The sequence below is a fragment of the Paraburkholderia sp. BL6665CI2N2 genome (assembly GCF_004366535.1).
Classification (GTDB): Bacteria; Pseudomonadota; Gammaproteobacteria; order Burkholderiales; family Burkholderiaceae; genus Paraburkholderia.
In genome coordinates this window covers 4365241-4377599 of record NZ_SORC01000001.1, presented here as the reverse complement: position 1 = coordinate 4377599, position 12359 = coordinate 4365241, and the positions used below count along the sequence as shown (strand labels likewise).

Here is a 12359-nt window from a genome sequence, read left to right as displayed (position 1 = left end):
CGGCGGCGATGCGAACGTTCCTACATCGCGCGGCGTGTGTCCTGACAAACTGGGTGATCGAGCGGGAAGCGCTCGTGCAGGCACCCCTGGCCGATCGGCCAAAGCGGCCGCGCGACGCGGTCCAGACGCCACGGGGCTGGCATAATGACGCTTTCCCCGCATTTCTTTGGACGACGCCCATGTCCGGCAACACGCTCGGTACGCTTTTCACTGTCACGACCTTCGGCGAATCGCACGGTCCCGCTATCGGCTGTGTGATCGACGGCTGCCCGCCGGGCATGGCGCTCAACGAAGCCGACATCCAGTTCGAACTCGACCGCCGCAAGCCCGGCACGTCGCGCCACGTCACGCAGCGTCAGGAAGAAGACAAGGTCGAGATTCTGTCGGGCGTGTTCGAAGGCCAGACCACCGGCGCGCCGATCGCGCTCCTGATCCGCAATACGGACCAGCGCAGCAAGGACTACGGCAACATCGCCGACACGTTCCGCCCGGGCCACGCCGACTACACCTATTGGCAGAAATACGGCATCCGCGACTATCGCGGCGGCGGCCGGTCGTCGGCTCGCCTCACGGCGCCGACGGTGGCCGCGGGCGCGGTCGCCAAGAAATGGCTGCGCGAGAAATTCGGCACCGAGATTCGCGGGTATATGGCGGCGCTCGGCGAGATCGACGTGCCGTTCGTCGATTGGGCGCACGTGCGCGAGAACCCGTTCTTCGCGCCTAACGCGCAGATCGTGCCGCAGCTCGAAGCCTACATGGACGCGCTGCGCAAAGACGGCGACTCGATCGGCGCGCGCATCAACGTCGTGGCGTCGGGCGTGCCGGTCGGCCTCGGCGAGCCGTTGTTCGACCGCCTCGACGCGGACATTGCGCACGCCATGATGGGCATCAACGCAGTGAAGGGTGTCGAGATCGGCGCGGGCTTTGCCAGCGTCGCGCAGCGCGGCTCGGTGCATGGCGACGAATTGACGCCGGAGGGTTTCGTCGGCAATCACGCGGGCGGTGTGCTCGGCGGTATCTCGACCGGCCAGGACGTGACAGTGTCGATCGCGATCAAGCCGACGTCGAGCATTCGCACTCCGCGCCGCTCGATCGACAAGGCGGGGCAGCCGGTCGTCGTCGAAACGTTCGGACGGCATGACCCGTGCGTCGGCATCCGCGCGACGCCGATCGCTGAATCCATGCTCGCGCTGGTGCTGATCGACCATGCGCTGCGCCATCGCGCGCAATGCGGCGACGTAGCCGTCAGCACGCCGAAGATCGCGGCGAGCGCGCCTTAACGGGCCTGCTTCAGGCAGCTCTGTACCCGTTCTCCGAGGGCAGTGCCTTTCTCCATGACCGATCTCAACTCCGCGCCGTCCGCGAGCCAGCTCGCGGGTCTGCGTGCGCAAGCCGCCGCGCCCGACGCCGCCGCAGGCGACTGCCTGGCGTTCGGTCTGGCGCTGCTGCAACACGCCGGCCGCGACAAGGCGAGCCAGCGCGAGGCACTTGCCGCGCTGGTGCGCGCCTATCAACTCGATCCTTCCTGCGAACCGACACTGCTGCATACGATTGCGCAAACGGCGTTCGTGTTGCGCGACTGGGCATTGGTCGACTCGGCCACCGGCCTGCTGCTCGCGCGTCATGCCGAAGACGCCAACGCGTTGATCTGGCGCGCGGCGGCCGTCCAGCAGCGCGATGACTTCGCCGCAGCCGAAGCGTATTTACGCGAAGCCGTGCGCGTCGTGCCGGGTAATCCGGTCGCGCTTCACAAGCTGGCGCTGTGTATCAAGGAGCAGGCGCGATTCGCCGAGGCCGAGGCGTTGCTACGGCAAGTGCTGGCGCTTTCGCCGCACAACGCCCATGCGTTGTTCGATCTGTCGGAACTCGAGATTCGCAGTGGACGTTTTGCCGATGGCTGGACGCATTACGAGTCGCGCATCGCGTTCGCGGCGGGCGAGCTGAATAACGCGCAGCAAGCCCTCGCGGCGATCAGCGCGCATTGGCAGGGCGAATCGCTTGCCGGCAAAACGCTGGTGGTGTACGGCGAACAAGGCAATGGCGATTGCCTCTGGGCAGTGCGTTTTTTGCCGATGCTGGCCGAGCGGGCGCGGCGCGAGGGCGGCCGCGTGATTTTCGGCCACGACGGACCGTTGCGACATCTATTCGAAAGAATGCTGCCCGCCGATTTGCCGCTCGAAACGAGTCTGGAGACGCAGCCGGATTTTCATTGCGGGCTGATGAGCCTGCCGCTGCGGCTTGGTATTGTCGACGCAACGGGGTGGGGCGCGCCGTACTTGAGCGCTGATCCTGCTCTTGAGCAGACATGGCGTGAGCGAGTCGAAGCGCACACGGCGGGTAAGCGCGGCAATCGCAAGGTCGGTCTGGTGTGGAACGGCAATCCGGACCATATCCGCGATATGCGGCGTTCGGTGCCGGCCGAGCAAATCGAACCGCTGTTGAATGTAGCCGGTGTGACCTATTTCGCTGTGTCGCCGGGGCGCGGAGAGACGGTCGCGCAGTGGCGGGCCAAGGGTCTCGACGTCGTCGATCTAACGCATCATTTTCAATCAGGCTTCGACGATGTCGCAGCGTTGCTTGCGAATCTGGATCTGGTCGTCACGATCGATAGCGGGCCCGCGCATCTTGCGGGGGCGCTCGGCGTGCCGACCTGTTTGATGATCGACCACGTGTCCGCCTGGTTCTGGGGCGATGGATCGCCGGAGACGGCCTGGTACGATTCGATCGAGTTAGTTCGACAGCCGCATGTCGGCGACTGGGCGCCGGTGGTGGCGAAGGTGCGAGAGCGGATTGAAGCGGTGGGGCGGGGTTGAGTTTGCTTGCCTTCACAGAGCGCCCGCTTTCAGAAGCAGGCGCTGCGAAGGCAAGTGAAGCATCGATTACATGTTCGGATAGTTTGGACCGCCGCCACCTTCAGGCGTGACCCACACGATGTTCTGCGTCGGATCCTTGATATCGCAGGTCTTGCAGTGCACGCAGTTCTGCGCGTTGATCACGAGGCGTTCGCTGCCGTCGTCGTTCTTCACGAACTCATAAACCGCAGCGGGGCAATAGCGCGACTCCGGCCCGGCATAGGTCTGCCAGTTCACATTCACCGGCACGGACGGATCTTTCAGCGTCAGGTGAGCCGGCTGATTCTCTTCGTGATTCGTGTTCGAGATGAACACGGAAGACAACCGGTCGAACGTGAGCTTGCCATCGGGCTTCGGATACACGATCGGCTTGCATTGGGACGCAGGTTTCAGCATCTCGTGATCCCAATGCTGGTGATGCAGCGTCCACGGTACATTGCCGCCCAGCAGCTTCTGCTCGATGCCCACCATCAGCGTGCCGAGGTACAGGCCCTTGCTCATCCACTGCTTGAAGTTACGCGCGCGGTGCAGTTCGGTGTGCAGCCACGAAGTCTTGAAACTCTCCGGATACGCGGTGAGTTCATCGCTGGTGCGACCTGCCTGCACGGCTTCAAAAGCAGCTTCGGCAGCCAGCATGCCGGTCTTGATCGCGGCATGCGAGCCCTTGATCCGCGACGCATTCAGGAAACCCGCATCGTCGCCGACCAGCGCGCCGCCCGGGAACACCAGCTTTGGCAGCGACATCAGGCCGCCGGCCGTGATCGCGCGTGCGCCGTACGACACACGTTTGCCACCTTCGAGCACCGCGCGAATCGCCGGATGCGTCTTGTAGCGCTGGAATTCCTCGAACGGCGACAGATACGGGTTCGTGTAGCCGAGGCCGACTACAAAGCCCACCACCACCTGGTTGTTGTCCATGTGATACAGGAATGAGCCGCCGTAAGTATCGTTCTCCAGCGGCCAGCCGGCGGTGTGCATCACCAGACCGGGCTTGTGCTTCGAAGGATCGATTTCCCACAGTTCCTTGATGCCGATCCCGTAGACCTGAGGATCGGCGCCTTCGCGCAGCTTGAATTTATCGTTCAGCTGACGGCCCAGGTGCCCACGCGCGCCTTCGCAGAAGAGCGTGTACTTCGCGTGCAGTTCCATGCCGAGCTGGAAGTTCTCGGTCGGCTCGCCGTCCTTGCCGATGCCGAGGTTGCCGGTCGCGACGCCTTTGACCGAACCATCGTCGTTATACAGAATCTCCGCCGCCGGAAAGCCCGGGAAGATTTCCACGCCCAGCGCTTCGGCCTGCTGACCCAGCCAGCGCGTGACATTCGCGAGGCTGATCACGTAATTGCCGTGATTCTTGAAATTGTCCGGCAACGCCCAGGTCGGCACGCTCTTTGAGCCGGTTTCGGTCAGGAACAGGAATTTGTCTTCGGTCACGTCCACCGTCAGCGGCGCGCCTTTTTCTTTCCAGTCCGGAATCAGTTCGGTGATCGCGCGCGGATCCATCACCGCGCCCGAGAGAATATGCGCCCCGATCTCCGAGCCTTTTTCCAGTACGCACACGCCAAGCTCGACGCCTTTTTCCGCTGCCAGCTGCTTCAGGCGGATCGCTGCGGACAGGCCGGCCGGGCCTCCACCGACGATCACGACGTCGTATTCCATCGACTCGCGTGGACCGTATTGCTCAATGAGACTTGCGGGGGTCATTGATGCTCCTCTTACCGTTAGAATGCTTTTTTCGGGTTCGTATTGTGGGCGATGCACACCCGCACTGCAACCAGATGAGCAGAGATTAGCACGATCGTTCTATTTCTATGATACGGTATGACCCGTAGTGACGGTCTTACCGCACCCGTCAACCGCAGCCGTAACAACAACCGAACAAGGAACGACAATGGGCCGTTCGATCAATCTGGAAGGCAAGGTCGCGCTGATTACCGGCGCCTCAAGCGGGTTGGGAAAGCGCTTTGCTCAAGTGTTGTCGCAGGCGGGCGCCAAGGTCGTGCTGGCGAGCCGGCGGACCGAGCGTCTGAAGGAGTTGCGCGCCGAGATCGAGGCCTCCGGCGGCGCGGCGCACGTCGTTTCGCTCGACGTGACCGACTACCAGAGCATCAAGTCGGCGGTCGCCCATGCGGAGACCGAGGCCGGCACGATCGATATTCTGGTGAACAATTCGGGCGTGTCGACCACGCAGAAGCTCTCGGAAGTCACGCCCGCCGACTTCGAATATGTGTTCGATACCAACACGCGCGGCGCGTTCTTCGTCGCTCAGGAAGTCGCCAAGCGCATGATCATGCGCGGCAACGGCGCGCAGAAGCCGTCGTACCGCATCATCAACATCGCGTCGATGGCGGGTTTGCGCGTGCTGCCGCAGATCGGCCTGTATTCGATCAGCAAGGCGGCTGTCGTGCATATGACGAAAGCCATGGCGCTGGAGTGGGGCAAGCACGGCATCAACGTGAACGCGATCTGCCCGGGCTATATCGACACGGAGATCAATCACCATCACTGGTCGACGGAGCAAGGGCAGAAGCTCGTGTCGATGCTGCCGCGTCACCGCGTCGGCAAACCGGAAGATCTGGACGGGCTCCTGCTGCTGCTGGCGGCGGACGAATCGCAGTTCATCAACGGCTCGGTGATTGCCGCCGACGACGGCTTCGGGCTCTCCTGAACGCAAGACGGCGCGGCCGGCGCTCGTGCTTGCAGGTCGCGAGGGCCCGGATTTGCGTCCGTTCGAAGAAACTGTTTTACAACCTCGGGCCTTTGTCTCTTTGAGGGCGCGCGCTATGTTGTTGCCTGTCTCTACGCCGGTCCGCGCGCCGGCTTCAACCTGATTTCAACCCGTTAAAGAAGTACGATGAGCGATTTTCACGCAGTTTTCGAGATGTCGATGCCGATCCGCTGGGGCGACATGGACGCCTTCGGCCATGTGAACAACACGGTCTATTTCCGCTACATGGAGCAGGTGCGGATTTCCTGGTTCGAACAGCTGGGCCTGGCCGGTAACAACGCCGACGGCCAGGGTCCGGTGATCGTCAATGCGTCGATGGAGTTTCTCAAGCAACTGCATTATCCCGGCGACGTGATCGGCCGGATGACGGTGGCCACGCCCGGCCGCAGCAGCTTTGACACGGGTTTCGAACTCGTGCGCGCGGACGATCCGAATACCGTCTATGCACGCGGCGCCGCGCGCTGCGTCTGGATCGATTACGCGGCGGGCAAGTCGGTGCCGGTGCCGGACCTGCTGCGCGAAACTATCGAGCGGGCGGCGCTGGTCAAGGTGGCGTAATAGCCGGCCCTCAGCCGATTTTCGTGGCGAACTGGCGGCGTTCGCTAACGTCGCCGTGCATTGCCGCTTGCCTTTGAGGTGGCCTGCTAAAGGCGCGACTCAGCGTCGCGCGAACCAGCGTCCCGACACACGCGCCGCTGCTTCAATGCCCGAGCAGGCGCTGCAACAGTTCCGTCGCGTTACCCGTATCGTATTTGCGCATTAGCCGCGCCCGGTAGACATCGACGGTGCGCGGGCTGATATCCAGCACCCGGCCGATCTGCTTGCTGGTCTTTCCCGTCACCAGTTGCGCGGCGATTTCGCGTTCGCGCGGTGTCAGCTCGACCGCCACGCGCCGTGTCGCGCTCAAGTCCTCGAAGGTCCAGACGCCCGCCGCATGCGGGTCGGCGCGTTCCTGCGCGCGGCCCGTCACGTGGCACCAGAACAATTCCCCGTTGGCCCGCTTCATGATGCGGTCGTCCGCGTAGCTGCCGTGCGCCGTCATGATGGGCGGAATCCGCGCGCCGATCCGCTCGAATTCGTCTGTGGACGGATACAGCACCTGGAACGACTGGCCGAGCAGCGACTCTCGCGTGCAGCCGAATATGGACGCAAGCTCGTCATTGCAGTCTTCGATAGTTCGTTCGCGCGACAGGACGAGTCCGATTGGAGCGAGCTGGAACGCGGTTTGATAATCCAGTGCGGGCATGAATTGGCGGCAAGTACTTATGTATTTTTGCGTATTGTGCCGCATGGCGCGCCCAGCGTACTCTTTCGAGCACATGACAACGCGGCGAAGCCGTCCGCGGCGGGCTTTGTACTACGCGCAGCGAAATCGGGGCGCGGCCCGCCGGGGATGACTAGAATGACGTGTCGGGCTCGAGCCCGCGCAACGTCGTATCAGCCGCAACGATCCGAATTCGGGTTTCCATAAAGGAAGGGACATACTGATGAACAAGGTCTATCCAGGCGCCGCCGAGGCGCTGAAAGACATCGTCAAGGACGGGCAGACGTTTGCCGTCGGCGGCTTCGGGCTGTGCGGCATTCCGGAGGCGCTGATCGGCGCACTGCGCGATTCGAAGGTGCAGGGCATCACCTGCATCAGCAACAATGCGGGCGTCGACGGTTTCGGCCTCGGTCTGCTGCTCGAAACGCGCCAGGTCAAGAAGATGATCTCGTCGTATGTCGGCGAGAACAAGGAGTTCGAACGCCAGTATCTGGCCGGCGAACTCGAACTCGAATTCACGCCGCAAGGCACGCTCGCCGAGAAGCTGCGCGCGGGCGGCTCGGGCATCCCGGCGTTTTTCACCAATACCGGCTACGGCACGCTGATCGCCGAAGGCAAGGAAACCCGCCAGTTCGGCGAAAACCACTACGTGCTGGAACACTCGCTGACGGCCGACGTCGCTTTGGTGAAGGCGTGGAAGGCCGACAAGTCGGGCAACCTGATCTACCGCCGCACCGCGCGCAATTTCAACCCGATGTGCGCGATGGCCGGCAAGATCACCGTCGCGGAAGTCGAAGAGATCGTCGAAGTGGGCGAACTCGATCCGGACGCGATCCATACGCCTGGCATTTTCGTGCAGCGCATTGTGCTCAATGCGAATCCGGAAAAACGCATTGAACAACGCATTGTCCGCGCGAAAGGAGACTGATCATGGCATGGACTCGTGACGAAATGGCCGCACGCGCGGCGAAAGAATTGCAGGACGGTTTCTACGTGAACCTCGGCATCGGCTTGCCGACGCTGGTCGCCAATCACGTGCCGGCGGGCGTCGAAGTGTGGCTGCAGTCGGAAAACGGCCTGCTCGGCATCGGCCCATCGCCGACCGAAGAAGAAGTGGACGCAGACCTGATCAACGCGGGCAAGCAGACGGTGACCACGCTGCCGGGTTCGTCGATTTTTTCGTCGGCGGATTCGTTCGCGATGATTCGCGGCGGCCACATCAATCTGGCGATTCTCGGCGCGATGCAGATCAGCAAGAAGGGCGATCTGGCCAACTGGATGATCCCGGGCAAGATGATCAAGGGCATGGGCGGCGCGATGGATCTGGTCGCGGGCGTCAAGCGCGTGGTCGTGCTGATGGAGCACGTCGCGAAGGGCGATCAGCACAAGATCCTCGACGAATGCACGCTGCCGCTCACGGGCGTGGGCGTGGTCGACCAGATCATCACCGACCTTGGCGTGATCGAAGTCACGGACAACGGGCTGAAGGTGACCGAACTGGCGCCGGGCGTGAGCGTCGAGGAAATCAAGGCCAAGACGGGCGCGCCGCTCGATGTGAGCGCGGTTAGCTGAATGGCGCGCGGCGAGGCCGTCTGAAGCGGTTTGAGGCTTGTTGAGGCCGCTGTGCGGCCGGATGCGGCTGGTGTGAGCAGCAGGCGGCCGCGAGGCGGTTCCCAGGCGGGCGAGGCGTGAGTCTCGCCCGTTTTGTTTTGTGCGCCGGACATTCGTTTCGAGCCGTCCTATGCCATCCGGCCGACTCTTGCCGCTCGGCAAAGCGGTTTACAATCGTTTGAAGATTGAACGCATATCTGTCCCTGCCGTGCCCAGGCCGAACTCGCAGCGCTTTTGCAAGGAACCCAGATGACCGCAACCACGTTCGCTTCCATCACCGGACGGCTTGCGCCGCGCCAACGTTATGTGCAGTGCGCGAGCGCCGGTGGCTTGCACCGCATCGCTTATACCGAGTGGGGCGACCCGGCCAATCCGCGCGTGCTGTTGTGCGTGCACGGCTTGACCCGTTCAGGGCGCGATTTCGACCGGCTCGCGGAGGAATTCGCGGGCACTTACCGCGTGGTGTGCCCGGATGTCGCGGGGCGGGGCTTGTCATCGTGGCTTGCCAACCCCAACTTTTATACGGTGCCGCAATACGTCGCCGACATGGTCACGCTGATCGCGCGCCTGAATGTCGAGACGGTCGACTGGTTCGGCACGTCCATGGGCGGCTTGATTGGGCTTGGACTTGCCGGGTTGCCCGAAACGCCGATCCGCAAAATGTTGCTGAACGATGTGGGTCCGCATCTGGAGCCGGCTGCGGTACAACGCATCGGAGAGTATCTCGGCAAGCCCGTGCAGTTTGAAACGCTGCAGCAAGGTATCGACTACGCGGCCTTGCTCGCGCAGACTTTTGGTCCGCTCACACCTGACGACTGGCGCGAAATCAACACCCCGCTTCTGCACGAACAGGACGGCAAGTGGCTGTTCCGTTACGACCCGCGGATCGCGCAGCCCTTTACGGCAACCACCGAGGAAGCGGCCAAGCTCGGCGAGGCCGCGCTGTGGCATTCGCTGGCCTCGTTTCAAGGGCCGGTGCTGGTGGTGCGTGGCGAGCTGTCCGATCTGCTCTCGCGTGAAACCGTTGCGAAGATGGTCGAGACCGGGCGTGCGGTGTCGAGCGCGGAAATCGCCGGTGTCGGACACGCGCCGGCGTTTCTGTCGGCCGATCAGATCGACATCGCGAGGCAGTTCTTTATCGGACCGGCCGCCGACGCGTCATAATATGCAGTTCCGCGCGGCGTCCTCGACGAGGCGCGATGCGCAACGCATCTCCGATCAATTTTCAAACCAACTCAGGATTCGCCATGGCAGTCATTCGTCACCACGTCGGTAAGCGCCTCTCGGAAATCGCCGTGCATAACGGCACCGTGTACCTCGCGGGCCAGATCGCCGAAGACGCGGATCAGGACATCACGGGTCAGACGCGCGAAGTGCTCGGCCACATCGACCGTCTGCTGGGCGAGGTGAATAGCGACAAGTCGCACTTGCTGTCGGTGCAGATCTACATCTCGGACATGGTGCACTTCGCCGGCATGAACGCGGTGTGGGACGAGTGGGTTGCGCAAGGCGCCACGCCGCCGCGCGCAACCGTGGAAGCAAAGCTCGCCAATCCGAAGTGCCTGGTCGAAATCTGTGTAGTCGCTGCGCAGCGCGCGTAAGCTGGGCACGTGCAGTTGAAATTCCGTTGAATCGTCTGGCCCGGTGGGCCGTCGCACCATGAATACTGAAACCGTTACGAACGCGCCGAACCCTCTTCCTTCTTTCGATGAAGCGATGGCGTTCGTGCGCGAACATGCGGGCGACGTGCGGCTGTCGTCGGGCGAAATGCTGGCGGATCACGCGGCGGGCACGGCGTCGATCATGCGCAAGCTCAATGTCGATCCGCCGGCGGTGCTGGCGGCGGCGCTGTTTGCATTGACGCCGCATCTGCAGGACCCGGAGCGCCTGATCGCCGACAACTTCGGCGAAGAAGTCGCGCAACTGGTCGGCGACGTGCGCAAGTTGCTGCGCCTTGGCACGGTGAGCATGCGGGCCGCGCAGAACGCCATGCCTGAAGCCGGGCGCGATGCGCAGACCGCGCGCCGCGCGCAGGTCGAGGCGCTGCGCAAGATGCTGCTCGCGTTCGCGCAGGATATTCGGGTGGTGCTGATCCGGCTCGCATCGCGCCTGCAATCGCTGCGTTACTACGCGGCGGCGAAAATCACGCCTTCACCGGACGTGGCGCGCGAGACGCTCGATATCTATGCGCCGCTCGCCAACCGTCTCGGGATCTGGCAACTGAAGTGGGAGCTCGAGGATCTCGCGCTGCGCTTCGAAGAGCCGGTCACGTATAAGCGCATCGCCAAACTGCTCGACGAAAAACGCGTTGAGCGCGAGAGCTATGTCGCGCAGGCTATCGAACGCCTGCAAAAGGAATTGGCCGCGGCGCATATTCGCGCGGAAGTGAGCGGTCGGCCAAAACACATTTACAGCATCTGGCGCAAGATGCGCGGCAAGGAACTGGATTTCGCCGAGCTGTACGACGTGCGCGCATTTCGTGTGATCGTGCCGGACATCAAGGATTGCTACACGGTGCTCGGCATCGTGCACAACCTGTGGCAACCGGTGCCGAAAGAGTTCGACGACTACATTTCGCGGCCCAAGCCGAACGGCTACAAGTCGCTGCACACGGTGGTGATCGGCGACGACGGCCGCGCGTTCGAAGTGCAGATCCGTACGCATGAAATGCATCAGTTCGCCGAATACGGCGTGGCCGCGCATTGGCGTTACAAGGAAGCCGGCACGCGCGGCTACGGCGGCCAGTTCGCCGCCAACGAGAAGTACGACGAGAAGATCGCGTGGCTGCGTCAGTTGCTCGCATGGAAAGATGAAGTCTCCGAAGGCGAGCACGGTGAGAAGCGCGCGTCGCAGCCGTGGGAACAACTGCGCCAGGCCACGCTCGACGACGACCACATCTATGTGCTGACGCCGCAGGCGCGGGTGATTCCGTTGCCGCACGGCGCCACGCCTGTCGATTTCGCGTACCACTTGCATAGCGAGTTGGGGCACCGTTGCCGCGGCGCGCGCGTCGACGGCGCGATGGTGCCGTTGAACACGCCTTTGCAAAACGGTCAGACGGTGGAGATCGTCGCGGTGAAGGAGGGCGGGCCGTCGCGCGACTGGCTTAACCCGCAACTCGGCTATCTGCAAAGTCCGCGCGCGCGGCAGAAGGTGCGCGCGTGGTTCAATGCGGTCGAAGTGCAGGAACATATCGCGAGCGGCCGCGCGATGGTCGAGAAGACCTTGCAGCGCGAGGGCAAGACGTCGGTCAATCTGGATCAGCTCGCGGCCAAGCTTGGCTTCAAGACTACCGACGATTTGTTCTCCGTGGTGGGCAAGGAAGAATTCAGCTTGCGGCTCGTCGAGCAGGCGCTGCACGATGCGCCGCCGCCTGAGCCGGTGGTCGAAGCGCCGGAGCAATTCGAGAAGCGCAGTAGTGGCGCGAGCGTGGCGCGCGGCGCGTCCACTGGTGTGTTGGTGGTCGGTGTCGATGCGTTGCTCACGCAACTCGCGCGCTGCTGCCGGCCCGCGCCGCCTGACGATATCTGCGGCTTCGTTACGCGCGGCAAAGGCATGTCGATTCATCGCAGCGATTGCCCGACGTTCCTGCGCATGGCCGATCGCGCGCCGGAGCGCGTGTTGCAAACGGCGTGGTCGGCGGAGGTGATGAGCGGCCGCGGGCAGTCGGTCTATCCGGTCGATCTCTCGATCGATGCAACGGATCGGCAGGGCTTGCTGCGCGATATTTCCGAAGTGTTCGCGCGCGAGAAGATGAACGTGATCGGCGTGAAAACGCAGACGCGCCGTAACGCTGCGTTCATGCAATTTACCGTCGAGGTGTCGAGCGCGGCGCAGATTCAGCGCGCGTGCACGTTGCTCGGCGAAGTCACGGGCGTGGTGCGCGCTTCACGCAGGAGTTGACGAG

General features: G+C 63.1%; 11 protein-coding genes. 9 read left to right on the top strand and 2 right to left on the bottom strand.

Annotated elements, in window-relative coordinates:
• Nucleotides 1-179: 179 nt before the first annotated feature.
• Together aroC and B0G81_RS19505 are read left to right on the top strand one after the other, a co-directional pair.
• Complete coding sequence (aroC, locus tag B0G81_RS19510) at nt 180-1280, top strand: chorismate synthase (protein WP_106309582.1); 1101 nt, start codon at nt 180-182, stop codon at nt 1278-1280.
• Between the two features lie 54 nt (nt 1281-1334).
• Nucleotides 1335-2813, top strand: coding sequence for a tetratricopeptide repeat protein (locus B0G81_RS19505; RefSeq protein ID WP_134138047.1), 1479 nt, complete (start codon nt 1335-1337; stop codon nt 2811-2813).
• 66 nt (nt 2814-2879) lie between these two features.
• Here B0G81_RS19505 and B0G81_RS19500 read toward each other — a convergent pair whose 3' ends face one another.
• Nucleotides 2880-4553: an electron transfer flavoprotein-ubiquinone oxidoreductase gene (locus B0G81_RS19500; protein ID WP_134138046.1), complete on the bottom strand. Its 1674-nt coding sequence runs from the start codon at nt 4551-4553 to the stop codon at nt 2880-2882.
• A 187-nt stretch (nt 4554-4740) separates the two neighbouring features.
• Here B0G81_RS19500 and B0G81_RS19495 point away from each other — a divergent pair, with 187 nt between their 5' ends.
• Nucleotides 4741-5517, top strand: coding sequence for an SDR family oxidoreductase (locus B0G81_RS19495; RefSeq protein WP_012433748.1), 777 nt, complete (start codon nt 4741-4743; stop codon nt 5515-5517).
• Nucleotides 5518-5703: 186 nt separating this feature from the next.
• Complete coding sequence (locus B0G81_RS19490; protein WP_041758509.1) at nt 5704-6135, top strand: thioesterase family protein; 432 nt, start codon at nt 5704-5706, stop codon at nt 6133-6135.
• Nucleotides 6136-6277: 142 nt separating this feature from the next.
• Here the strand turns inward: B0G81_RS19490 and B0G81_RS19485 are convergent, their stop codons facing one another.
• Nucleotides 6278-6823 carry a LuxR C-terminal-related transcriptional regulator gene (locus B0G81_RS19485; protein ID WP_106279195.1) on the bottom strand — a complete coding sequence of 182 codons (546 nt, stop codon included), beginning with the start codon at nt 6821-6823 and terminating at the stop codon, nt 6278-6280.
• 241 nt (nt 6824-7064) lie between these two features.
• Here B0G81_RS19485 and B0G81_RS19480 point away from each other — a divergent pair, with 241 nt between their 5' ends.
• From B0G81_RS19480 to B0G81_RS19460, 5 genes are all read left to right on the top strand, one after another.
• Nucleotides 7065-7769 carry a CoA transferase subunit A gene (locus tag B0G81_RS19480; RefSeq protein WP_106279196.1) on the top strand — a complete coding sequence of 235 codons (705 nt, stop codon included), beginning with the start codon at nt 7065-7067 and terminating at the stop codon, nt 7767-7769.
• A 2-nt stretch (nt 7770-7771) separates the two neighbouring features.
• Nucleotides 7772-8413, top strand: a complete 642-nt coding sequence (locus tag B0G81_RS19475) for a CoA transferase subunit B (protein WP_106279198.1) — start codon at nt 7772-7774, stop codon at nt 8411-8413.
• A 288-nt stretch (nt 8414-8701) separates the two neighbouring features.
• Nucleotides 8702-9616 (top strand): alpha/beta hydrolase, encoded by a 915-nt coding sequence (locus B0G81_RS19470; RefSeq protein ID WP_134138045.1) that lies wholly within the window; start codon nt 8702-8704, stop codon nt 9614-9616.
• A gap of 83 nt (nt 9617-9699) precedes the next feature.
• Complete coding sequence (locus B0G81_RS19465) at nt 9700-10053, top strand: RidA family protein (RefSeq protein ID WP_106279733.1); 354 nt, start codon at nt 9700-9702, stop codon at nt 10051-10053.
• Nucleotides 10054-10111: 58 nt separating this feature from the next.
• Nucleotides 10112-12355 (top strand): bifunctional (p)ppGpp synthetase/guanosine-3',5'-bis(diphosphate) 3'-pyrophosphohydrolase, encoded by a 2244-nt coding sequence (locus B0G81_RS19460; protein WP_134138044.1) that lies wholly within the window; start codon nt 10112-10114, stop codon nt 12353-12355.
• Nucleotides 12356-12359 lie beyond the last annotated feature (4 nt).